Below are 25,055 nucleotides of genomic sequence, written 5' to 3' on the forward strand. Positions count from 1 at the left end.
CTAATTTTTCATTCAGCCTTTGCAGAGTTGCAAAGGCTTTTTTCATGAGACTTTTTCATAAAGACTCTTTCATAAAGACTTTTTCATAAAGACTTTTTCATAAAGACTTTTTCATAAAGACAGTGGGAGTGTCACCGTGAAGGTACTGCCGACCGTCGGTGTGCTCTCAACGGTGACGCTGCCTCTAGCGGCTGACACCAATTGATGCACGATCGCCAATCCCATACCTGTCCCTGGAATCTCTTTAACATTTGATCCACGGTACAGGGGGGTAAAAATTAGCGCTCGATCGGCTTCCGAAATTCCAATCCCGCGATCCTGAACTTGGAAGATCACATGATTAGTATTGCGAGTCAGGCTTAAATAGATCGGGCTACTGTCCTGTGAATATTTCACTGCATTGGTCAGTAAATTGCTAAGAATCTGTCGTAGCGTCATTTCATCAAACTCGATCATTGGGTGAGCAGATAGACAAACAAAATCAATGTTTGCATTACTGTATAGCTGCTCAATCTCAGCAATTAAGTCTTGGCAAAATTCACCTAAATCAATCCAAACGGGTTCCCAAGACAGTTTTCCAGCCTGACAACGGCAAGCCAGCGAAGTACGATCGAGCAGCTCAGCGATATGTTGTACCGCGTTTCGCGCCAAGGCTAAGTGATCGAGTTTTTGCAGCGATTGGGGCGACTGTTCTGCTTGTTCCATTAGCTCGATCCTATCTAAGGTAATTAGCAGGGAGCTAAGCGGATCGCGGAGTTCATGCTCAACGGTATGCAAAAGCTCGATTTGTTTCTGGTCGTCGCTTAACTGCTGGGCTAACTGGGTTTGGATGCGGTGGTGACGCAAGTTTGCGCGAATCGCTGCGTCGAGCAGGTTCTCTTGATAGGGATAAGCCAGACAGGGCAGATCGATCGGAATTTCAAACGGCTGGCTTTCTGCGTTGAAGCAAATGATAGGTAGATCAGCCGCTTCGATCGCGCCAACTGTTTCACTCTCAACTTTTTGCTTTTCTAGCAACACCAGATCTGGTTGCTCAGCATCGATCACACCTTGTAAGGTCAACGATTTGGATGCAACGATAGTTTTATATCCCAAGCGCTGCAAACGATATTTGAGATCAAGCGTAATCCAGGGTTCTTCTGCAATAATCAGAACTTTTACGATCGACATGCCATCTGAGTCCTAATGATCGGCTTAAATCCGTCTAGCTGACTCAGCATACAAAAAAAACGTGCCTCTAATTCGTTGAATGATGCTAATTCTGCTGTCCAACTGATTTATAAAAGTGCTGGAGGAAGAAAGGGCGTAAATTTTGCCCTATCCCCCTACTTTCACACTGGACTCAGGAAACTGCTATCAATCTCACGCTGCACCTGTGCATTCGATCGACGCAAATGCAGTTTTACGCTGAGCTGGAACAAATGAAAAATCAACCGCAGGGTGCGGATCGATTCCTAAAGCTGCATCGAAAAAGCGATCGCTAATTGCATTGATAATCGGAGTTTCGCCGTACTGAGTCGTTTCAATCGAGCGAACAGGTGTGAGTTCTGCCAGTGTTCCCGCCAGCGCAACTTCATCCGCAATCAAAAGCTCGGTGCGCTCGATCGGGCGACGCTCAAACGGAATTCCCATCGATTTACACAGGCTTTCAATGATGTCAACCGTGATACTTTCCAGCGCTCCTTCCCAAGTGGGTGGCGTGAAGACTTTACCATCCCGTACCACTAATACGCAGGTCTGCGTAGTTTCCGCAACTCGTCCAGCTTGGTTGAGAATAATCATGTCCGAGTAACCCCGATCGCGTCCTTCGATCTTCACCAAGCGAGCAACTTGATAGTTCGTGCTGGTCTTGACGCGACAAGGCAGCGCTAAATCGGTGCCGCGTTTCCATGGAGTCACACCGAGATCAATCGGAGCGGGGCGCTTCGTTGGGGTGTGGTAGGCAGTCAGAACTAGGTTGCTCGTGCTACCTTCTCCCCAGAAACCTTCATCTCCGTAGAGAGTGGAGCGAATCCACATATTGCGATCGCGCTGATAGAGAAGTTTCACCAAATCGTGATGTGCTTTCTCAAATTCCTCATAGCTCATGTCGAACGGGATATAAAGGATTTTTGCCGATCGACGCAAGCGCTCGTAATGTCGCCGCATGGCCACAATTCCAAACCGTCCGTCGGGTTGCCAATAGCCTTTTAGACCTTCAAAGACATTTAGACCGCGTAACACTGCTTCACTAGAGATGTGAAAATTTGCGTCTTCCCAACGGGAAATTTTTCCGCCAAAGTATACGTATTCTGGTTTCTGGAGTTGAGTAATGCCAGCCATAAAGTTAAAAAATTAAGAAAGGGATTACGGGTAGAGCGTCATCGCCAAATGCAGCGCTCCATCCTTTTATCGGCAAAAACCGAACCCTTGTCAGCAATTGTACGGAGAACTTTATTAAAACCTTTTATGAAGCTTTGATGCTTAAACCTCTCTTCAAAACTTTAGGTGCTTAATTTATCCGGTGATCTGAATAGATTGTGGGTTGATCGTCCAGTATTGTGAGGAGGGCAATACAGGGTAACGCGGCATGAAGGCTCAAGGTTCTCGCAAAGATCTCTCGGTTCTCTGGCTGTATTTGAGCTGGGGAATTGCGGTATTTTATGCGGGATTGGCGATGCGGGAAGCATTTTCAGCCCCGATCGTCATTCAAGATGATGCGCGGGTTTACTTGATTTGGATGCAGCGATTTGTCGATCCGGAAGTGTTTCCGAGTGATTGGATGGCAAAGTATTTTCATTCCGTCACCCCTTGGGGATTGGGGATGCTGTATTGGATCGGGACGCAGCTTGGACTTGCACCTGTGTTGATGAGTAAATTGCTGCCTGCGGGGTTGAGTTTGCTGCTGGTGTGGTACGGCTATCGGTTGACGCTGGCATTATTTCCGGTGCCGATCGCTGGATTTTTCAGCAGTGTGATTTTGTTGCAAAGTTGTTGGCAGCGCGATGATTTGGCTTCGGCTTCGCCGCGATCGTTTTGGGCGCTGTTGCTGACTGCGTTTCTGTACTATTTCGTCAAACGTGCTTGGCTTGCGATGGCGCTTTGTGTTGCAGTCATGGGATTAATCTGTCCACTTGCAGCGGTATTGATCGGGCTGTGGTTCGGGGCGCGCGGGGCGTGGGGATTGTTGAAGCGACGATCGGAGCGGATGGAATGGGTCATTTTAGGAGTGACGATCGCGCTGTTGTTGCCGTATGTGTTGAGTCAGTCGGAGTTTGCACCGACTGTGAATGCGGCTCAGGCGCGATTGATGCCAGAATTTCAGCCTGGAGGACGGTTGCCGTTTTTTCATCCGAATCCGCTGCGGTTCTGGTTTGATGGCACCGATAGCGGATTCCAGATTTCGTTTAATCCGCCGCTGATTGGACTGGGGTTAGTGTTGCCGCTGCTGGTGCGTTATCGCGATCGCTTTTCCCAATTGCAAGCGTTAAAGCCGGATTGGATTTTGTTGCCGCAGCTTGCAGGCACCGGATTGATCGGGTTTTTCCTGGCTCATGCCCTGTTTGTGAAGCTGCATTTTCCTAGTCGTTACACGACGCATAGCTGGCGAATTGCGATGGCGATCGCGGCGGGAATTGTGATTGCGATCGGTCTTCAGCGCTTGAGGTCTTGGCGAATTGGAGTGCTGATTGTTCTTAGTGGTGCGATGCTGCTCTATCCGCATCTGGCTTGGCGCGATTTTCCCAATACAGGCTATGTCGGGGGGCAGCATCCTGCGCTGTATGAATTTCTCAAGACGACTCCGAAAACAGCGCTAACCGTTTATCTCGGTGAAGATGGCAGTAATTTACCGATGATGTCTTTACGATCGACGCTCACTGCACAAGAGTATGCGGTTCCGTTTCATTTGGGCTACTACTTGCCGATGAGAAAACGGGCGATCGACTTAATCGACGCTCAGTATAGTGAAAGCTTAGAACCTGCCCAACAGTTGATTCAACAATACAAAATCACATATTGGTTACTCGATGCCAATGCGTTTGCACCCGATTATTTGAGAAGTTATCGCTGGTTTCGATTGTTTGAGCCGAATGTCAGTAGTGCGATCGCCACATTAAAGGCAGGTCGAGTTCCGGCGATGCAGAACATTATTGGGAAATGTGCGATCGCATCTCCCAATAATGTGACTGTGCTAGATACCGCTTGCATTCTAAAGAACTAAGCAGACACCTGAATCCGCTCGGTTCCCGCCAAGTCAAATGCTGCGTGAATCGCTTGCAGTGCCATCACACCTTGATCTTCTGCCACAACACAACTGACTTTAATCTCAGAGGTTGCAATCATCTGAATGTTAATTTTGTGCTGATAAAGCGATTCAAACATTCGCGCCGCGATTCCCGGTTGTCCCACCATGCCTGAACCCACAATGCTGACTTTGGCGATCGCGCTATCGACTACGACTTCACCGTAACCAATCTCTGATCGCGCGGCTTCCAGCGCTTGTCTTGCATTCTCCGCGTCCATTTGCGCCACAGTAAACGCAATATCCCGCGTCATCACGCCATCAATCATGCGGCATCGCTGCGACTGAATAATCATGTCAACGCTGATATTTTGCCCTGCCAGCAGTTGGAAGATCTTCGCTGCCATACCGGGACGATCGGGAATGTGGCGAACGGCGACTCGTGCTTGCTTCAGATCGAGCGCCACACCTCGGACTGCGGCGGAATTGGGCACGATCGCAGCAGGCGATTTGATTCCCGATTGTGAGATCTCGAAGACTTTGCAAAGTGCGGAGATCGCCCGATCGCAATCCACTTCATCAACTACGCAACTCACTTTCACTTCAGAAGTTGAGATCATCTGAATGTTAATGCCTGCATCCGCTAAAGTTGAGAACATCTGCGCGGCAACACCCGGACGACCGATCATGCCTGCACCCGCGATCGTCACTTTCGCGATTTTTTGCTGAATCATCACGTCCGGAGCGAGTTCCGCTGAGAGCGAATATCCTGCGGTTAATGCTGGAATGATTGCATTGGCAACGGCTTCGGCACGAGTGAGAGAATTTTTGACAACCGTGAAAGCAATATCATTAGAATTGCCTTCGTGAATCGATTGAATAATCAGATCAACATCGAGTTTCTGACTGGCAATTTCACCGAATAATTTTGCTGCCACACCCGGACGATCGGGAACCCGCAGCAGAGCCACCTTCGCTTGATCCGTATCGAATTCAACCACATCCACCGGACGCGCAATTTCCAAGCCTTCGAGCGATCGCGATTGCGGTTGCGGAGAGCGTACCCAAGTGCCCGGATCATCTGTCCAACTCGATCGCACCACCAGCGGCATTCCATAGTTTCGCGCAATCTCAACGGCACGAGGATGCAGAACTTTCGCGCCTAAGCTAGCAAGCTCTAGCATTTCATCACAAGTAATTTCGCTCATCAGTTGAGCATCTTCGACCAAGCGCGGATCAGCCGTCAGAATACCGGGAACATCTGTGTAAATTTCGCAGAAATCTGCCTTTAATGCTGCCGCTAACGCCACCGCAGAAGTATCCGACCCGCCGCGTCCGAGGGTTGTAATCTCCCAGTTTTCGGTGCTGCTGATGCCTTGGAATCCAGCAACGACCACCACTTCTCCGCGTTGTAAATGGCGCTCGATGCGATCTGTTTCAATTTTCAGAATGCGGGCGCGGGTGTGGTGCGCTTCGGTGATAATCCCAACTTGAGCGCCGGTCATCGAAATCGCCGGCTGTCCGGCTTCTTGGAGTGCCATACTTAGAAGCGCGATCGACACTTGTTCTCCGGTCGATAACAGCATATCCATCTCGCGACGGTTCGGCATTGCCGAGATTTCAGTTGCCAATTTCACTAAGCCGTCTGTGGTTTTTCCCATTGCCGAAACGACCACAACCACAGAATTGCCAGCTTCAACCGTTTTTTTGACTCGTTGTGCAACTGCTTGAATCCGTTCGACCGTTCCGACCGATGTTCCCCCATATTTCTGAACAATTAGCGCCATTTCCCCACTCCCAAAGGTTCCACTGAACCAAGTAATCAGTTTGATTTTATCGTGCCTAAGCTCCGTGAATCAGGATTTTTGTGCGGGGGGCTGGATTGATAATTTCGCTTTGAATCCAATTCACTAATTCAGCATTGACGCGCTCTGGACATTCATCATGGGCGCAGTGTCCCGCATTGTCTAATTCAACAAGCTGCAAGTTGGGATTGTATTTAAGGAATTGACGCGCAGAGGCGGCCGGAATCATGCGGTCTTGCTTGCCCCACAAAAGTAGAACCGGAGTGCGAATGTTGCTGAGAATCGATCGCACACTCGGACTAAACTTCGGGTGCACCATTGCTTTGAGAATCGCACAGAAGGCGCGGGCTGAATCGCGTTCACGTGCTGGCTTCGTCAAGATTTCGAGCAGTTCATCGGTAATGGCTTCTTTGCCTGCATAAGCGACCGCGACCCAGCGACGAATCACTTGAGGATGACGCAGCACATGAAACAAGGGGTACAGCAGCCAAGAAGAAATGAAGATCGTTTGAAGGAACTGCACGATCGGGCGCATCACAGCCGGCATCGTTTCATGATGACTTGCGGTATCCGGCAAGCTAACCATTGCTACACCCCGTACCATTTCAGGATGTCTTGCGGCTGCAACGGAGCAAACCAGCGACCCGATCGAATTCCCCACTAAGATCACAGGCTTGCCTTGACCAATGCAAGAGCGCCAAAACTCATAAACCTGATCGACCCACAGATCGATCGAGTAGCGAATGTCAGGTTTATCCGACGCGCCGAATCCTAATAAATCCAAAGCGTAAACACTGTGATCCTTCGATAGCGCAGACATATTTTGCCGCCAATGTCCGATCGAGCCGCCAAAGCCATGCACAAAGATCAAAGGGACTTGGCTTTTCGGATTCGGAAAAACGGTGTGATGCACTTTCCAACCGCGCCACGGGAATGATTGCTGATAGCCGAATCGCTGTAATCGCTCAATGGTTGGGAGATCTGGAGCCGATGGAGGCTGCGAAAATACGGGCTGGAAGCGATCGTACAGCTTTAACGCCATCGTATCGGAATCGGGGCTGAGAATCAGCCAGCCAAATGCAAGAACACTCACCATAAAAATCTGCGCTAGATCAACGGCAGAAGGGAGACCGTTGATAAAGGCAGTGATGGTGCGATCGATGATTGCAAATAGCCAAGCTAGATTACCAAACTCCCACAGGTCTGTTTTGAACTGAGTTAAGAACGGATTCACGTGCTGGAGAAGGGGGCGCGGCTGAAACATGGAACTAGTCATCACTGTTCATCTCTAGGTTCCTCTACTATGCCGTGCGCCCAATGAACTACCCTCTGTAGTTGGGTTAGTCCCTCCAGCCCAAAAGGCGAATTCAGGATAGATACGAAACTTTACACTAACCCTTCTTCCGACAGATTTTGCTTCTCTAAACCTTAATTGAATAGAGGGATACACTATTTGCGAAAAAATCATGCCAGACTCTTTTAGCCATAGATCTAGCCCTACAAAAACCAATACGAACCAAAACGGTTTGATTGATGCAGATCCAGGCAATACACCCACGGAGCCGGATTTCACTCGGGATGATCAAGACGTGACTCCGGTGAATGAAGCGACATTTGAGCGCCCGCAAGAATCATCAACGGAAAAAGAACAGAAACAGTCCTAGCGAACATCGTTACTTTCTGGAGGCGTTTATGAGCATTTTAACCGTTGAACAAGTGAAGTCATTGATCGAGCGCCCAAAAAGCTGGTGTGTCTCGATTTATATGCCCACGATCGTCGCTGGGCCGGAAGTTCGACAAAATGAAATTCGGTTTAAGAACTTAGTTCGTCAAGCTGTTCAAGAGCTTCAAGAGACTGGGCTCAGTGAAGACGAGGCGAACGAGTTTTTGCGTCCGATGCTGGAAGCAATCAACAGTCAAGATGACTTTTGGGAGCAACAAGATCGCGGACTTGCAATCTTTGTCACAGATGGTTTTTTCCATTATTTCAAGGTGCCGCGTGAGTTGTTTGAATTAGTCGTCGTGACCGATCAGTTTCACCTGAAGCCGATTCTGCCGCTGCTGAATGGAGATGGTACGTTCTATATTTTGGAACTGAGCCAGAAGCGCGTCAAACTGTATGAGGGCGATCGCGATCATATCCGTGAAGTTCAGGTTCCGGACTTGCCTCAGAACATGGATGAATTACTTCAGTACGACGAAAGCCAAAAGGCAGGACAGTTTCGCATCGGGACAACCAGTGGCGCATCGAACTATAACAATTCGTCGGCTGGAACCGGAGTGTTTCATGGTCAAGGTTCACCAGATCGCGATGATGTCACCCGACGGTATCGGCAGTTCTTCTACGCGATCGATGCGGCGCTGCATGACTTCCTCAATCAAAAACGTGCGCCATTAGTTCTCGCCTGTGTTGAGTATCTAATGCCGATTTACCGGGAAGCCAATACTTTCCCGCATTTGATGGAAGAAGGCATTACCGGAAATGTCAAAGACGATCAACTTGGTGAACTACACGCGGAAGCTTGGAAAATTGTTGAACCCTTCTTTACCCAAGCGCAGGAGAAAGCCGTTAATGCTTATCACGAGTTATCAAACACTGACTTGAGTTCGACCAATCTCGAAGAAACGGTTCCTGCTGCCTACTATGGGCGCGTTGATCGCTTGTTTGTCGCGGTGGGTGTGCAAAAGTGGGGCAGATTCAATCCAAATACCAACGAAATCGAGGTTCACAAAGAGGCTCAACCTGAAGATGAAGATTTGCTTGATGCAGCAGCGCTGCAAACCATCCTCAATGGTGGAACAGTGTATGCGGTTGCACCCGATGCAATGCCTGCACCTGCACCGATCGCGGCAGTGTTCCGCTACTAACTTCAGTCAAGATGTAGATTCATCTTTCTACACAGATACGAACATTAAGAACAGAAACTTTGGGAATTACAGCAATGAATTACGATCAGTTTATCAAAACCGTGAAAGAGACCGGACACTTTAGCGATCGCGATAGTGCAATCAAAGCAACAAAAGCAACGCTCGAAACGATGTGCGAAAGACTGCTCGGTGATGAAGCTAGCAATCTTGCTGCACAACTTCCCGCAGAGTTAGCAGAATGCTTACGCGGACGGGAAGGACAGATGGGTGATAACTTCAAAATCGAGGAGTTCTATACTCGGATCTCGCAAAGAGCAGGGGTTGATGTGGAGGCTGCGGCAACTTCCGCAAGAACTGTCATGACTGTTCTCAGCCAAGCGGTTAGCCCTGGAGAGTTCGCAGATGTTCGGATTAACTTTGCGAAAGACTACGATGAACTGTTTGTTGAAGTTGCACAACGATAAGTAGACAAGCCTGATTAAACATAAGATCACCGATCCACCTTCATCCTCACCCTCTCCCACAGGAGAGGGTGAGGATGGAGGTCTTCAGTTTAATTGCGTCTACCTACGGCTCTTGCAACATTGAGCCAAATCCACCGCCTCCAGGAGTTTCAATCACAAACACATCCCCTGGCTGCATCAACACTTCTGCTTTACTCTCTAGCAGTTCGACGGCACCATCTTGGCGCACGACAGAATTGCGCCCCGTTGCGCCGGGAGCACCTCCCGCCAGTCCAAACGGTGCCACCTTGCGATGCCCTGACAAGATCGCAGCAGTCATAGCTTCGCGGAACCGAATTCGGCGGATGGCTCCATTGCCGCCCCGATATTTGCCAGATCCACCACTGTTAGACCGGATCGAAAACGTTTCAACAAACACCGGAAACCGCCACTCTAAGACTTCTGGATCGGTCAGCCGCGAGTTCGTCATGTGCGTCTGCACCGCATCGGTACCATCAAAGGTTGCCCCCGCACCAGAACCGCCACAGATAGTTTCGTAATACTGATGCTGCTCGTTGCCGAAGGTGAAGTTATTCATCGTGCCTTGAGAAGCTGCCATTACTCCCAGCGCCCCGTAAAGCGCATTCGCGATCGCCTGCGAAGTTTCCACATTACCTCCGACAACGGCTGCGGGTGGTCGAGGATTCAGCAGGCAACCCTCTGGAACAATGATGTCTAAAGGTTTGAGACAGCCTGCATTCAGGGGAATATCATCATCAACCAGCGTCCGAAATACATAGAGAACTACAGCTTTGCAGATTGCTAAGGGAGCGTTGAGATTGGTCGATCGCTGTGGAGAAGTGCCTGTGAAATCAATGCAGGCAGAACGGGTCGTGTGGTCGATCGTAATCCTGACGCAAATCTTGCTGCCATCGTCCATTGCATAGGTGAAACTGCCTGGTTTTAGTGCATCGATTACTCGTCGCACCGATTCTTCTGCATTGGTTTGAATGTGCTGCATATAGGCCTGTACCGTCTCCAGGCCATAATGCTCGACCATGCGGCTTAGTTCCTGAGCGCCTCGTTCATTCGCGGCAATCTGGGCTTGGAGATCTGCTAAATTCTGCGCGGGATTGCGGGCGGGATAGTGACTAGCATTCAAACGCTCTAATAATGCGACTTCTTGAAAGCGTCCTTGATTCACGATCTGAACATTGTCGAGCAAAATGCCTTCCTGGTCGATCGTTGTACTGTGAGGTGGCATTGAACCTGGGGTAATGCCGCCGATATCGGCATGGTGTCCGCGTGATGCCACATAGAACATCGGCGTTGAACCACCAGAGATGAATACTGGCGTGATCACGGTGATGTCGGGTAAATGGGTGCCGCCGTTGTAAGGATTGTTGGACGCAAAGGCATCACCGGGCTTTAGCGTCTTGCCTCTTGCTCGAATGAGACTGCTGACACTTTCGCTCATTGAGCCGAGATGCACCGGAATGTGGGGAGCATTGGCAACGAGTTGTCCGTGCGGGTCGAAAATCGCGCAGGAAAAGTCGAGCCGTTCTTTGATGTTGACGGAGTAGCTCGTGTTTTGCAGAGTAATGCCCATTTCTTCCGCGATCGCTCGAACGAGATTGTTGAAAATTTCTAATAGCACCGGATCAGGAGTGGTGGCGGCAGGTGACGCTGCGGTTGATGTATCCTTCATCGCTTCTGTCTTGCTCAGAATCAGATAGTTCTGTTGCGTCAGTTCGGCACACCATCCTGGCTCAATCACGTTAGTTCCCGTGGGTTCTAGGATCAAGGCGGCTCCGATGATGCGATCGCCGGGTCTGAGATCCTGACGGCGATAGATAGGAGTTTCATGCCAATCGCCTTTAGTGTAAATTTGAACGGTTGCGACCGCGCTGAGGGGTTCTGTTCTGCCCAGGGGAAGGGTCGGTTCTGTCAGGGAGGGGGCTTGCGCGATTGCTTCAACCGAAACCGCTTCTACGATTAAGCCTTTATGCGGCATCGAAAACCCATAGCGTTGGTGGTAAATTTCCTCAAACTGAATTCGCATCGTCTCCGCTCGATCGAAATCTACAAGCAAAGTAGAGTCTGTGCCTGCGTATCGCAGGCGGACTTTGTGCAGGACCTGGATGCGATCGTCGGGAATGCCTTGAGCCGAGATTTCTGCTCGACTTTCTACACTGAGTAAGGCGAGGGTTTGCGCTAATGCGGGAGTTTCCGCTGCGGTCAGCGGCGCTTCGATCGCCTTTTCCTTCAGCGTCCTCACCTCTGCTAACCCAATGCCATACGCCGACAATACCCCCGCAAACGGGTGAATGAAGATCTTTGTCATTCCCAAGGCTTCAGCAATCAAGCAGGCGTGTTGCCCACCCGCGCCACCAAAGCAACACAGCGTGTATTGGGTGACATCATAGCCCCGCTGGACGGAAATCTTTTTGATTGCATTTGCCATCGTGTCGATCGCAATGTTGAGAAATCCCTCGGCAACTTGTTCATCGCTGCGGCTATCTCCGGTTTTTGTCTGGATTGCGGCTTTGAGATCTGCGAATTTTTGTTCCACGATCGTGCGATCGAGGGGGAGATTGCTGTTTGCTCCAAATACCTGCGGGAAAAAGTCGGGCTGAATCTTCCCTAGACGCACATTGCAATCGGTCACAGTTAACGATCCACCTTTGCGGTAGCAAGCAGGGCCGGGGTGTGCGCCCGCAGATTCAGGTCCCACGCGATAGCGAGAACCATCAAATCGCAAGATCGATCCGCCCCCTGCTGCAACTGTGTGGATAGACATCATTGGCGCACACAGTCGTACCCCTGCCACTTCGGTTTCAAAGGTGCGTTCATACTCGCCATTAAAGTGCGAGACATCTGTGGAAGTCCCTCCCATGTCAAAGCCGATAATTTTGTCAAACCCGGCAGCTAGGCTAGTTTTGACCGCTCCCACAATGCCACCCGCAGGCCCTGAGAGAATACTATCTTTGCCCCGAAAGCGTTGCGCTTCAGTTAGACCGCCATCGGATTTCATGAATTCTAGCTTCGTCCCGGAGGGGTGCGGTTGTAATGCGGCTCTGACTTGATCGACATACCGCCGCAGAATCGGAGAGAGATAAGCATCGACAACAGTTGTCTCACCTCGACGAATTAGCTTCATCAAGGGACTCACTTCATGAGAGACCGAAACTTGCTCAAAGCCGACGCTGCGGGCAATCTCAGCGACTTGCTGTTCGTGTTGGGGGTAGCGGTAACCGTGCAGAAACGCGATCGCACAAGCTCTAAACCCATCGTTGTAAGCTTCCTGCAAGGCTGTGGTCAGTCGCATCACTTCTTGGGGCGTAATTGCAATGATCTCCTCGCCCTGAGCAGTGTAGCGCTCTTCCACTTCGATCACCCGTTTATACAGACGTTGCGATCGAACAATCTGACGGGCAAAAATCTTTGGACGGTTCTGATATCCAATAGAGAGCGCATCACCAAAGCCTTTGGTGATCAGGAGAAGGGTACGTTCTCCTTTGCGCTCTAGCAACGCATTGGTTGCTACCGTGGTTCCCATTTTCACCACTTCAACGGCTCCGGCTGGAATCGGTTGATCGCGTGCTAATCCCAAAATGTCTCGTATCCCTTGAATCACAGCGTCTTGATAATGTTCGGGTTGCTCTGACAGCAACTTGTAAATGACAATCCACTGTTGATTTGTGAGGGGAGTGATTTGGAAACGTTCAGGCTGTTGGGAGAGTCGATCGACGATTGACTGCTCCTCTGTAACCACGACTAAATCAGTGAACGTACCGCCTCTGTCTGCGAATACCTTTAACATAACTTCCCCGCCATCTGATAGAAATCATTTGCTTTGTTTCTCTATTGAGCAGCAGAATGCAACGGAATTCTACTGATGGCTATAGGCATTTCTTGAACGTTTATTGAGTTTCAAAAAGAGATTTGCCAAAGTGGGGCTTAGGGTGTAGATAAACCAAGGCTTCTAGGAGCTAGACTTGTGCCGATCTGAGATCGGATCAGTTAGAAGCAAATGCTTAGCAATGCACCGTCTTTAGAGGGTGTGATGGATGCGGTGTTCCTGGGACTGCATACGGGTGGATTGCTGCTTGTGGTTCGACTTCAGAAAACGGAGCGTCTTCTAGCACTACCGAAAGTCTAGATTGAGCAAGCACTTCTTGAATTACGTGGTTCTAGTAACACAGTCTGCATAGCCAGAAACAGTAGGCTTTTGAATGTTCTCCTTAATTGTGTCAAGATCAATGTAGGAATCAGCAACATTGATCAAGCTATCACTTGTCATTGAGCGTAAGCTGACGACAGCGACGCGAACACCTTTGTAAGCAATGGAATTGACAGCATAGGCTAAATCTCCATCACCGCTAACTAAAATGACAGTATCAACGTGAGCCGCCAAAGTTAACATATCTACCGCAATTTCGACATCCAAATTCGCTTTTTTGGAGCCATCTGGCAATTGAATCAGATCCTTTGTGATCACTCGGTAGCCATTACGACGCATCCAAAGCAAAAAGCCTTGTTGTTTTTCATTGGTACGATCGACACCTGTGTAGAAAAAAGCTCGCAGCAGCCGAGAGTTCGTAGCTAGCTGACACAGTAGCCTTGAGTAGTCAATCTCAATTCCAAGCTGTAAAGCAGCATAAAATAAATTTGAACCGTCAACAAAGATCGCGACTCGACCGTGATCTAGACGAGCGTGATCTGATTCATAATTTTGTGGCATTTTAATCGATTTATTTTTGTTGCCATTTGTCGAATGCTCTGAGTAGCAAGGCTTTTTGAGAAGCGTTGCTGGAATTTCTTCGGGTGTATGTGTTGTTGGCATCAGGACCTCAGTTTTAGAGAGAACCCCTTCCTCACAATGGAGTTAGGAATAAAGCGTCACATCTTCGCCACAATGGTCTGCTAGATAGACTAAAGATTTAAAGCGAAGACTTACGATTTGATCGTAGAAAGGATTTAATTTACAAAGCGGTGGAATACGAACAAGCGTGTAATCAAACAGTTTGATCTGCCGTTCAAACGGGCAACGAGCCGGGATCATTTTGCAGAGTGACCGTGCTGTTTGAGGATTAGAAATTTCGATCGACTCTAGCCGTTGTTGAATCGGGTAGAGGAGAGTGCTCAAGTGACGAATGATTAGGGAGTTCACGGTAGGTCAGGGAGTCAAGCCCTGAGAGAAACGATCGTCGGATGCAAAAGAATCTCGCTTCCACCTCCGATAGTTTCTAAGTTAGATCTGAAAAGTGCAGAACTTGTGTAGACGAAAAATTAAACTGGCAGCTATTACGCTTGGCTCCAACCCAGTATGTTGGAAATTTGCTCTGGAAGTTTCATTGCCTTAAAAGGTTTTGTGATAATTCCTGCCACATCTAGTTCTGCAAACCGCCGCTGCTCTGCTGCTTGCACCTTTGCGGTCATGAAAATGACCGGAATCGCCTGAGTTATTGGATTCGCTTGAAGAGCACGAAAGGTTTCGATTCCATCCATTTCAGGCATCATGACATCGAGCAAGATCACGTCTGGTTGCTCACTCACTGCTTTGGCAAGTCCCTCGTGACCTGAAGAGGCGCTCGATACCTCCCAGCCACCCACCGTCTTCAAAGTGAGTTGAGCCACTGCCCGAATGTCATATTCATCATCAATAATCAAAATGTGTTTAGTCGTCATCGAGACTGTCTCCTGTCTTCGATCGAATCATTCGGTTGAGTAGATTGATCACCTGCTGCTCAAATTCTTGTGGAGTAATGCGTCCTTTGGTCAGAAATAGCGTTTGCCCAAGTCTTAACCGTTCCCGTTCGTGATCATTTAGATCGCGAGCAGTATAAATCACCAAGGGCACTCGGCAGAGACGATTATGCTGGCGCAGCCAGTCTACAACGGCAAAACCATCGTCAGTCGGTAATCCTAAGTCAAGGACGAGCAGATCAGGAATGACCTGCTGGCTGAGTTGAATCGCATCTCGTCCGGTTTGAGCGTGAAAGGTTTCGATTTGATAGCGAGACAATAGAGTTGTGAGGACTTGCGCTAAATCCAAATCATCTTCAATGATCAGAACTTTCAAACGTTGGTTTTGATTGACTAAGGCTCGATCGAGGGCTTGCCGGAGCGCTCTGGGATCTGGCGGTTTTACGACCCAATTGCTAACTCCGTCATAGGGCGCCTCTCTAGCATTGGGTAGCAGTCCACTCAGAATGATGACAGGGATAGCCTGCGTTTCAGATTGCTGTTTCAAAACTGTCAACGTTTCCCAGCCATTCATACCGGGCATCATCAGATTCAGCAAAATCACATTCGGTTGATGAGCACGTGCCTGTTCTACAGCTTCCTGTCCCGAAGCCACTGTCAGCACCTGATAGCCCTGCCGTTCTAACATCACTCGCACCACTTTGCGAATCGAAGCATCATCATCACAAACCAACACTAGTGGAGTTTGTGTTTTGATGTCTAGTGCTGAATCGGCTAAGTCGGACATTGAACTTAAACCCTGCGAATTTTCAGAAGCATTGAGAATCGGTAAAGTAAAGCAGAAAGTGCTGCCCATTCCTAATGTACTTTCTGCCCAGATTTGTCCTTCATGCTGCTGGAGAATGCTGCGACAGATCGCTAATCCTAATCCAGTACCCCCTTTACGACGTGAATCTGAGGCATCAACTTGTTGAAAGCGTTCAAAGATAGATTCTAGTTTGTCGGATGGGATACCGCGTCCTCGATCGATGACTTTAATAAGAAGCAAGTTGGAAGAACCTTGCTGATCTTCATTCTGGTTGTAGTCGGCTTCTAATGCCTCAGGGGTGATCAATTCTGCGCTCAACCAAATTGTGCTACCAGGCGGGGAGAATTTGATTGCATTGCTCAGCAAGTTTGTCAGGACTTGGATGATTCGATCGGGGTCAGCCCAAAGACGAACTGTTAACGGCGCAACCGAGAGCGTGATTTCGGCTTGTTCTGCAATCTCTTGAATGGCTTGTACCGATTGATTGATCAAATCGGCAGCATCGCAGACTTGTTTGGTCATGACAATTTTGCCCGACTCAATCCGCTCAATGTCCAAAATGTCGTTAATCAGGCGCACTAATCGATCGGTGTTGTTTGCAGCAATTTGCAGCATTTGTTGCGCGTCTTCGGGCTGATTTTGCAAAACGCCTTCAGCTAAGAGATCCAAAGCAGCGGAAATTGAGGTGAGCGGAGTTCTGAGTTCATGACTCACAATTGAAATAAACTCATCCTTCATGCGCTCAATTTCACGCCGCTCACTGATATCCTTTACAAAGCAATAGTTACCGTTAAACTGCTGTTGCTGGTCATAGGCTTTTACCATCACAACCTGCTTATCGAGAATTGTGCCATCTTTGCGAATCGCTCTCGCTTCTGTTTCTGCCTTGCCATGCTCCAACATCTGCTGATAGGCAGCCTCTACAACAGCAACATCCTCCGCGTGAACTGTCTGCTGCCATTTTGCTCCCAATAGTTCTTCAGGCTGGTAGCCTAACATCGCAGCATAGGCAAGATTGATCTGAACATATTGTCCTTGTGTATCTAATCGAGCAATTGCTTCAATCGCACTTTCTAACGCCTTACTTAAATTCTGAAGTTGCTCTTCAGCCGCTTTCCGTTCGGTGATGTCGCTAGCAATTCCCAAAAATCCTGTAATCTGATCTTCTGCATTTTTGAGCGCTGTGATTGACAATAACACAGGAAAGCGCGAGCCATTTCTGCGAATGTAAGTCCACTCATGCTCATCGATCGTTCCGCGACGTGCCTTGGCAATAAACACATCAAATCCTGGATCGATTCGCTCTCCTAATTCCTGTGACAGTACCTGCGATCGCTGCACAATTTCTTGCCAGTCATGAATCAATACGGGCGTTGTTTGTCCAATGATCTCTGCTGCTGTATAGCCGAGCCATTGTTCTGCTGTCGTGTTAAAGGTAAGAATTGTGCCATCAACATTGGTCGAGATAATGCTGTAGTTGGCGCTGTTTAAAATCGCTCGCTGGAATGTTAGGGTCTCGTGTAGCGCTCGCTCTACTTCTTTCCGTTGATTGATGTTTCGGAAGTAGACCGATAGTCCATCTTTGGCGGGATAGGCGTAAACTTCACTCCAATGGTTTAAGGGTGGATAAAATGCTTCAAAATGAACACTGACCTGCTCCACAACAGCACGCTGATACTCTCGATAGAAAGTTGAACAGATCGCTTCCGGAAACTCATCCCATAAAACCTTACCCAGCAATGCTTCTCGCTTTCGCTGCAACAACAACTCCGCTTGCCGATTTAGATAAGTAAACCGCCAATTGTGATCTAGCGCAAAAAAAGCATCAGTAATGCTCTCCAGGATATCTGTAATCTGGCTGCGGGCGGCTTGCTCTTGGGCAAGAAGCTGAATGCGAGTTTGCTCTGCTTGCTGCAATTTGGTTGTTGTTTGCGCCACTCTAACGAGATTACGTCGTAACTCTAGTTGAGAAATGACCTGACGACTCAAGGCTTGTAGGGCTTGAATTTGAGCAGAATTAAGCTGTCGAGGAACGCGATCGATAACACAAAGCGTTCCCAAGGAATAGCCATCTGAAGTAATGAGCGGCGCGCCTGCATAAAATCGAATGTGAGGCTCACCCGTTACGAGGGGATTAGTTGCAAATCGATCGTCCTGGAGTGTATCTGGAACAATCAATACATTGCGAGGCTGCAAGATGGCATGGGCACAAAATGCCTGATCACGAGGCGTTTCTGTAGCCTCTAACCCAAATCTAGATTTGAACCACTGGCGACAATCATCGATTAGACTAATTAAAGCAATTGGTGTACCACAGATAAAGGCTGCAAGCTGAGTCAAGTCATCAAATGCAGATTCAGGGACAGTATCTAGAATGTTGTACTGTTGGAGAGCATTTAGCCGATCAGATTCATTGGCTGGGAATGGCGCTTTCATTGTGGATTTCCCTCAGAGCGCCTCACATTCTCAGCCTCATCTAAGCTAGAGCGAGCAGCTTGATACAACAACTGAAGATCTGCACCATCTTGAGAATACTGAACAACCTCCATTTTTAGGCTGACTTGCAACAAAGCTCCATTCACCTCGAACTTAAACTGCTGCCAGGATTGCTGAAAATCAAGAATACGTTGAATTCCATCCGTTTTGGTCATACCAGGCATACCGACAACAAATTCTGTTCCTCCCCAACGACCGACAACATCTTCATTGCAGAACGATCGCCGCAGTAATTCCCCGAAGCGTGCTAACACTTCGTCTCCAACTGCATGACCATACTGCTGATTGATGTTTCTTAGGTGAGCTAGCTCTATCAGTGCTAAACAAAATGGCTGCTGACACTGGTCACACCACTGAAGTAACTGAGTTAGTGCTGCGCTGGATTTGCGACGATTTGCTACGCCAGTTAGAACATCAATCTCTGCTAAGCTCTTGAGGAAATGAGTGCGCTCTAATCGATTAAAGATCCGCGTTACTAGCTCTGGCCCAACGATCGGTTTACTCACATAATCATCTGCACCCACAGCAAAGACCTGATGCATAGTTTCAGTATCCGTGTGAGCCGTGAGAAATAGAATTGGCAAATCACTCCAGCGCGAATCATTGCGAACAACCTGACAGAGTTCGATCCCGCTAATGTGGGGCATTTCAATGTCCAGAATCAGCAGATCAGGTGGATTCGCTTCCAGAACATCTAGAAATGAAAGTGGATTGTCGAGTACCGAAACGTGAAGCCCCCAGGGAATGAGTAAGCGCTGAAGTGCCACTAATACTTGCACATCATCATCTACGACCAGCACTCGCGCTTGCTTTGGACAGGCATGTTGTAGCGCTTGATTGACTGCTTCTAAAACTTGATTTGCAGTTACAGGCTGTTGAAGCCACCGTCCACCTAACCGGGCGATCTTGACTCGATCAATTAATGTATCTTGCTCGGTCAACACTAATGTAGGAACTGGCGGAGTACAAGCACTGAGTTCGGACAACAACATCAAGTTGTTTGCGCTAGCAGCAGCAGCAAAATCAAGCAGTACGACATCTGGATGCGTTTCAGAAATTTGCTCTCTAGCAGTAACGGGATTGGCAATGACCTGAACTCGTAAGCCCCAGCTGGACGATCCTTCCTGTAGTTGTTCGATAAATGTTGAATTTGAACTGACAATCAATAACCAAGGACGTTGATCAATCAGTTCACTAGCTGAAGTAACTGTTTGCTGCTCGTTCGTTAAATACTCAGCATCCAAGTGTTGTAACTCCTGACGCAAAGCAGCGACAAGTTTAGAGAGTTGCTGCATCTCGTGATGACTCAACGATCGCCCCTTCTGGAAAAGCGGTTCAATTTCTTGGGCTAAACGAGAGCCTTGATCTGCGCCAAACATACCTAGCGATCCCGCTAATTTGTGGATCTCCTGTTCAGCTTGCTGCCGCAATTCCTGGTTCAGTTTGTTTTGTAGCAACAGCGCCACTGCCCGCTCAACGGTTGCAATCCGATGAGCAACAGTCTCTTTAACCTCGCTCCAGATGCTGTTCATCCCGGTCGTGGTGGTTTGTGTTGCGATCGTCGGTACGCTTTCGTCCTCACCCTTTGCCTCTTTGTTTCTTTGTTTCTTGCCTTCTCTATGCTTTTCCTGTGCAGATCTCAGTCGATAGCCAATGCCGTAAACAGTTTCGATCGGATCACCTAAAATCCCTGCTGTTTTCAGTTTTTGCCGTAACCCTTTGATATGAGAGCGGATTGTATCCTCGCTTGGGGTTTCCTCAAAAGACCAAATGTGATCAATCAGCGCACCCGTACTAAAGATGCGATGCGGATTGCGGAGAAACAACTCTAACAGACCATATTCTTTTGGCGTTAACCGCACCATTTCACCATTACAGGTCACTTCGCAAGTGCTGGGATCAAGCTCTAGATTCCGCCACTTCAGCAACGGAGGCAATGCAGCGCCGCCTCGTCTGAGTAAAGCCCGGATACGCGCCAACAACTCTTGCAAATTAAAGGGTTTATGCACGTAGTCATCTGCTCCAGCATCTAACCCCGCCACTTTGTTCGTGCTAGCATTTTGAGCAGTTAATAAAAGAATTGGAGTCTGATTACCTTGTGACCGGAGTTTTCGACATAAATTAATGCCATCCAATTTCGGCAGCACTACGTCTAGCAAAACTAAGTCATAGGTAAAGGATTCCAGCAGTGACCATCCCGCCTGTCCATCAGTTGCGACCTCTACGACATAGTTTTGATCGCTCAAAGCTTTGACAAGCGGTTCAGCAATTAGCGAATCGTCCTCTATCAATAGAATTTTCATAACTCGCTAGCCGCAACAATAGAACATGAATCGTGCAGATACAGCTCTCCTATGCCAAGGCTAACCCGAATCAAACCTGGTTATCTTATAGATTTGTTGAGCATTGTCGGAACCGTAGATTCAGTCGAGCAATGTCAGCTTGATAAAGAGATGTTAAGATTTTGGACTATTCTACAGAAGAATTCGCAACATGAGTCCATAACTTAAATGTTGCTACACGCCTTTGGAATGGTATTGTCAATTTAACGGGATTTCGCTCTAATTAATGAGCGCATTTGATAGTGACGAAGAGATTAGTCTTTCAGCCGTTGAAGATCAGCTATTTTCGTAATAGGCAATTCTTTGGACGATCAGGGTTCTGGTGCTGACTCCTGAATCAGACATGCAACAGCTCTTGCCCTGTGACGCTCCAATGACATCGGTAGATAATCAACATTCTCGCCTTGTTGAGCCATTGGCAATACTATGCAAACTATCTAATCATCCCTAACTGTGAAATTGCTGATATTAATCAAGAATCAAGGTCGGGCTACAGATAGAATTTTATGAATATCAGGCTTGCATTTCGCATTTGCTTGCATTTCGCATCTGATCTCTGTTTAACCCTGATGAAGACGGAGAGATTAAATCCTGACCGCTTGACCCGTGACGACAATTCCACCCTCAGATGGGATGCTAACAACAAGTCGGCTAGGGCGACCCATTGCTTCTCCCTGGCGAATCAAGATCGTGGTTGGTGCTGCGACTAACTTCGCCGATCGCAGATATCCTCCCAAAGCTGCGGCAGCCGCACCTGTTGCTGGATCTTCGACAATTCCACCGACCGGAAAAGGATTACGAGCATGGAAGACATCAGGGCTTTCCCGCCAAATTAATTGCAGTGTCGTGAGATTCTCTTGCAGCATCAGCGCTTTGAGCGCCTCGAAATCATAATCGAGATTTGTTAAGCGGTCTGCCTCGACAACGGCCAGAATTAAGTGCCATGCTCCAGCGTAAGCTTTGGCAGGAAGAACCGAATAGTCAAGATCAGCTTGTGTCCATCTCAAAGCGGAAAGGGCCTCATGAACCAATGCAGAGGACGCAGGCATATCTTCTGGCTCAACTGAGGTCAGCGATGCTTCATAGATTCCGTCTCGTTGATTAACCGTAACGGAGACAAGTCCAACAGAGGTCGAGAGTTGGTAAGTGCCTTCTCCGTTCTCTTCTCCAAGCACGACCCCGGTCGCGATCGTGGCATGTCCGCAGAATGAGACTTCGGCTTCGGGGCTAAAGTAGCGAACGGTTCGATTCGCGCCAACAGAAGGCGCAACGAAAGCAGTCTCTGAGAAGCCAACCTCAGCCGCAATGCGCTGCATCGTGTCCGGTTCTGGCAGAGCCTCTCCGATCCAAACTCCAGCAGGATTGCCTCCATTCGGATCAGTCGTAAAAGCTGATAGACGATGAAGTGTTCCTGAGGTCATGGTTTCTGTATTCTCCTGAGCTGATGTCGTTTGACAATCATAAGCGGTTATGAGTATGCAGTGCTGGTTGACCAAGCGCGCTCATAGGCAACCCAGAAGCGATTGGTCAAACGGCTAGAGAATTTGAGAACGGCTAGAGAATTTGGGATGTGGGGTCGCTCTCCAATCAAAAGCCCCTTCCTCAGCAGCATAGTGTGCTGGATTTTCAAGTCAGTATCAATGTTTGGTGAAAACAAGCATCTGAGCAGCCCGGGATCCCGTAGATTCGTTAAGCGCAAAGACGATCGGAAACTTCAGTTCACCAAAAGTGGGTAAGATCCATTTATAGATAAGCCTTGTTTGTAGAAAAACCATGTGTGTATCTATGGTTTGAAGGTAGATTTCGACTAACAAGATTTCCCCCAATTTTCCCCAATCGGCGCTCTAACGTGACCCAAAAAAGCCTAAAAATAGAACAAATGTTCAGTGTGCTAATACAATGAAAAGGCCCTGAAGTGCTCTACCTCAAGCCTTTTCCTTTGATATATCTGAATGCCAGGAACGAGACTTGAACTCGTGACACGAGGATTTTCAGTCCAACTAATACAAACGCCTGTACCAGTGCAATACAGGCGTAAACCCTTTGAAATCAAGCTTTTTCAGTTGAGCAAATATACTAAATTGTCCTGAAATGTTCTAAGAGATTAGCTGAAAAGTGGGAAGAATCGGGGAAGCTTACGGGGGCAGTGGTTGATCGGGTTGATTCATTGCTAGGTCATAGGCTCGTTGGTGTACCTCGTCAGAAATTCAATGATGGTAAACATCACAGTGAATCTTGTATGAGTGCCCCATTTGCTGCGCTGCCAGTTCGACGGGTAAACCAAACTCGATCGTTCTAACTGCCCAAGCGTGACGCAAATTGTAGGGTTTAGTGAATCCGTACCGTTTGAATGCCTGAGTTACTCGGTTGCCGAGCGCAGAGTTATCCTTTCCGGTCACATGGGGCAGTAGTGAAATGTTCCACAATCGCCATTTGTCCCACCACTCCGGGTATACCGCCCAAAGGCGACGAGCGCCCGTCTTCCCGCCTCCGTTGTCATCTTCAAGCAGGCTAAGTACAGGGCTTTCCCGTAGCCGTTTTAGGTCAATGTGGAATAGTTCATGATTTCGTAAGCCATAGCAAGCCATTAAGCCGAACGCATACTGCCATTGCTCATTGGGAACACGATCGCGCCATTCGCTAATCTCCTTGTCAGTTGGCAAATCACGCGGATTCACCCGTTTTGGTGAATAGTTTCCACGCAAGCTCTTAGTCTTAAGGGGAATCCCTGCAAGTCGAGCAAGTGCCCCAAGCGCCATACATCGCCGTTGTCGGTTTCGCGTGTTGGGTTCTGACTCAAGTCTCAAGGACAGGAAGTAAAGGCGCTCGGAATCGAGGGAGAAGGCGGACTACGCGACTCTCTGACCTATGTTTACCTCAAGGGGTTTGTGGAAGACTACGCGACAAAGAACAAAATTGATCTCTCTGGCATCGATCGCCCCTGCATCATTGACGGACAAGTCGCGGATACTGTGTTCTTAAAACAGTTTGAGAATGTTTCTCCGGCAGGACTCGATTTAGGCGAACAGATTCCAACGTCGAACGAAGGGTTAGAGATGCCAGTCTCGACATCGCCGGAAATGCTCGATCGTATGTTCAATTTGCCCAGTGCAGAGCATGAGGCAGAGGAAAGCGTTTCAGAGGTTCCATCCTCACAGCCGTTGATTAAACAAACGTTTCCGAACTGGGGCGGTAAGTCGATCGAGGTGGCAGCTGCAATTGTCGATTACATGAATCTTGCTCAATATGAATCAACCTACGAGAGCGAGGCAGAAATATTTGCGGCGATGTTACAGCTTTCAATTGATAGTAAGTGACACCGCACTAGACGCTAGACGGAAAATTGGGAGTTGCTGAAAGCACTGATAGACGGTAGGGTCTAGCCGTCTATGGCGCGTCTATAGCTCCCGTTTAGCGATTCTGTCTAGCGCGTCTAGCAAAATAGAGCGATCGATAAAGCAGATATCAAACTGTTAATTAACTACTTCAATTTTACCCCATTAAGCCTCATGAAAATTCACGAAGTATACGATTGGCTGCAACGCGAGATGAACACCGCTAGAGCCAGAAAACTAGGCTGTAATTCCCTGTCAGAATTTGCAAGTTCAAATATTATCAGGCTCACCAGGAAGCCTATCAAAACCGCATTGACTTGCTCAGAGAAGTTACAACCGTGGAGGTTGAGAAATGAATTGTCCTCACTGTAGAAACGATCACACTTACCGCAACGGATACAACAAACTGAAAACAGGCAATGCGCCAAAACGTTATTGTCCAAAATGCCAGAGAACTTTCCAGGAACAGAAACAGGAGAAATCTTGATATGGAAGTCTGACTCATTGGCTGGCATGATTAAATTCAACGCCTCGCAAGAATCCCCCCTAGCAATCACCAGCCTTGATCGAGTCGCAAGAATTCAACTTAATTGCTGCTTTATTTGAACATAGACGACCGTACGATCTAGAAGTTGCTGAACCACCTGGAGCACGCCGGAGCCATTACGTTGAAACAGTTCGATTCAGAATAGACAGCATGATCGTGACTGTCAAAGAGCAGGTTAGAAAGCATATAAAGCTCCCCCCGACCTGGAAGGAGAACTTTATGGATGTGAAACGAGCAAATAAAAAACAGAAAAAATCAATGGGTAGTTACACAAACGGCAAACCTTCTCAGAGGATGTCTGAGAAGACTCTCGGGTAGAAAAGCTCTCAAAACGATACTCCGTCAATAACAACAAAAACACGACAGAGGTTTGAGAGCTATGACACCATCGTATCCAAGTAACTTAACCGAAGATCAATGGAGCTTACTTGAGGCCTTACTGCCTGCGGCAAAACCGGGTGGCAGACCTCGGAGTGTGGA

The 25,055-nt window shown here is 48.3% G+C and carries 18 protein-coding genes and 1 pseudogene; 7 read left to right on the forward strand and 12 right to left on the reverse strand.

All coding sequences use genetic code 11. The features are described 5' to 3' along the window. Positions 1–111: 111 nt before the first annotated feature. Positions 112–1,170 carry a hybrid sensor histidine kinase/response regulator gene (locus NC980_RS18790; RefSeq protein ID WP_190375811.1) on the reverse strand — a complete coding sequence of 353 codons (1,059 nt, stop codon included), beginning with the start codon at positions 1,168–1,170 and terminating at the stop codon, positions 112–114. A 192-nt stretch (positions 1,171–1,362) separates the two neighbouring features. Continuing rightward, positions 1,363–2,322 (reverse strand): aminotransferase class IV, encoded by a 960-nt coding sequence (locus NC980_RS18795; RefSeq protein WP_190375812.1) that lies wholly within the window; start codon positions 2,320–2,322, stop codon positions 1,363–1,365. Between the two features lie 247 nt (positions 2,323–2,569). Here NC980_RS18795 and NC980_RS18800 point away from each other — a divergent pair, with 247 nt between their 5' ends. Then, complete coding sequence (locus NC980_RS18800; RefSeq protein WP_190375813.1) at positions 2,570–4,201, forward strand: hypothetical protein; 1,632 nt, start codon at positions 2,570–2,572, stop codon at positions 4,199–4,201. Here NC980_RS18800 and NC980_RS18805 read toward each other — a convergent pair. Continuing rightward, complete coding sequence (locus NC980_RS18805) at positions 4,198–6,009, reverse strand: aspartate kinase (RefSeq protein WP_190375814.1); 1,812 nt, start codon at positions 6,007–6,009, stop codon at positions 4,198–4,200. The genes NC980_RS18800 and NC980_RS18805 overlap by 4 nt on opposite strands. Before the next feature lie 55 nt (positions 6,010–6,064). Next, the gene (locus tag NC980_RS18810) at positions 6,065–7,303 is read right to left on the reverse strand and encodes an alpha/beta fold hydrolase (RefSeq protein ID WP_199298420.1); all 1,239 of its coding nucleotides are present in this window, start codon (positions 7,301–7,303) and stop codon (positions 6,065–6,067) included. Between the two features lie 190 nt (positions 7,304–7,493). Here NC980_RS18810 and NC980_RS18815 point away from each other — a divergent pair, with 190 nt between their 5' ends. From NC980_RS18815 to NC980_RS18825, 3 genes are all read left to right on the forward strand, one after another. Next, a complete protein-coding gene (locus tag NC980_RS18815) occupies positions 7,494–7,691 on the forward strand; it encodes a hypothetical protein (RefSeq protein ID WP_190375815.1) in 198 nt (65 codons plus the stop codon). A 28-nt stretch (positions 7,692–7,719) separates the two neighbouring features. Then, complete coding sequence (locus tag NC980_RS18820; RefSeq protein WP_190375816.1) at positions 7,720–8,895, forward strand: hypothetical protein; 1,176 nt, start codon at positions 7,720–7,722, stop codon at positions 8,893–8,895. Between the two features lie 74 nt (positions 8,896–8,969). Continuing rightward, positions 8,970–9,359 (forward strand): DUF2267 domain-containing protein, encoded by a 390-nt coding sequence (locus NC980_RS18825; protein ID WP_190375817.1) that lies wholly within the window; start codon positions 8,970–8,972, stop codon positions 9,357–9,359. 103 nt (positions 9,360–9,462) lie between these two features. On the opposite strand, the gene NC980_RS18830 is transcribed toward NC980_RS18825, so the two are convergent. Next, positions 9,463–13,161: a hydantoinase B/oxoprolinase family protein gene (locus NC980_RS18830; protein WP_190375818.1), complete on the reverse strand. Its 3,699-nt coding sequence runs from the start codon at positions 13,159–13,161 to the stop codon at positions 9,463–9,465. 210 nt (positions 13,162–13,371) lie between these two features. On the opposite strand from NC980_RS18830, the gene NC980_RS18835 reads away from it, so the two are divergent. After that, positions 13,372–13,500, forward strand: a complete 129-nt coding sequence (locus NC980_RS18835; RefSeq protein WP_277881315.1) for a hypothetical protein — start codon at positions 13,372–13,374, stop codon at positions 13,498–13,500. Between the two features lie 21 nt (positions 13,501–13,521). On the opposite strand, the gene NC980_RS18840 is transcribed toward NC980_RS18835, so the two are convergent. From NC980_RS18840 to NC980_RS18870, 7 genes are all read right to left on the reverse strand, one after another. Beyond that, entirely contained in the window at positions 13,522–14,082 is a 561-nt protein-coding gene (locus NC980_RS18840) for an NYN domain-containing protein (RefSeq protein WP_190375830.1), read from the reverse strand. A gap of 144 nt (positions 14,083–14,226) precedes the next feature. Continuing rightward, positions 14,227–14,511 (reverse strand): Mo-dependent nitrogenase C-terminal domain-containing protein, encoded by a 285-nt coding sequence (locus tag NC980_RS18845; RefSeq protein ID WP_190375819.1) that lies wholly within the window; start codon positions 14,509–14,511, stop codon positions 14,227–14,229. 134 nt (positions 14,512–14,645) lie between these two features. Continuing rightward, positions 14,646–15,029 (reverse strand): response regulator, encoded by a 384-nt coding sequence (locus NC980_RS18850; RefSeq protein ID WP_190375820.1) that lies wholly within the window; start codon positions 15,027–15,029, stop codon positions 14,646–14,648. Beyond that, positions 15,019–18,291 (reverse strand): PAS domain S-box protein, encoded by a 3,273-nt coding sequence (locus NC980_RS18855; protein ID WP_190375821.1) that lies wholly within the window; start codon positions 18,289–18,291, stop codon positions 15,019–15,021. The genes NC980_RS18850 and NC980_RS18855 overlap by 11 nt, the downstream gene beginning before the upstream one ends. Further along, the gene (locus NC980_RS18860; protein WP_190375822.1) at positions 18,288–20,654 is read right to left on the reverse strand and encodes a response regulator; all 2,367 of its coding nucleotides are present in this window, start codon (positions 20,652–20,654) and stop codon (positions 18,288–18,290) included. Before NC980_RS18860 ends, NC980_RS18855 begins: the two co-directional genes overlap by 4 nt. A gap of 623 nt (positions 20,655–21,277) precedes the next feature. Further along, on the reverse strand, positions 21,278–22,114 hold the full coding sequence (locus NC980_RS18865) for a PhzF family phenazine biosynthesis isomerase (RefSeq protein ID WP_190375823.1): 837 nt from the start codon (positions 22,112–22,114) through the stop codon (positions 21,278–21,280). 786 nt (positions 22,115–22,900) lie between these two features. Next, positions 22,901–23,452 (reverse strand): hypothetical protein, encoded by a 552-nt coding sequence (locus NC980_RS18870; RefSeq protein WP_190375824.1) that lies wholly within the window; start codon positions 23,450–23,452, stop codon positions 22,901–22,903. Positions 23,453–23,581: 129 nt separating this feature from the next. Between NC980_RS18870 and NC980_RS18875 the strand changes: the two genes are divergently transcribed. Then, positions 23,582–24,010, forward strand: a complete 429-nt coding sequence (locus NC980_RS18875) for a hypothetical protein (protein ID WP_190375825.1) — start codon at positions 23,582–23,584, stop codon at positions 24,008–24,010. A 944-nt stretch (positions 24,011–24,954) separates the two neighbouring features. Then, positions 24,955–25,055, forward strand: a pseudogene (locus NC980_RS18880) (IS5/IS1182 family transposase); the annotation flags it as partial.

The organism is Leptolyngbya sp. AS-A5, from assembly GCF_039962495.1.
GTDB lineage: Bacteria > Cyanobacteriota > Cyanobacteriia > Leptolyngbyales > Leptolyngbyaceae > Leptolyngbya.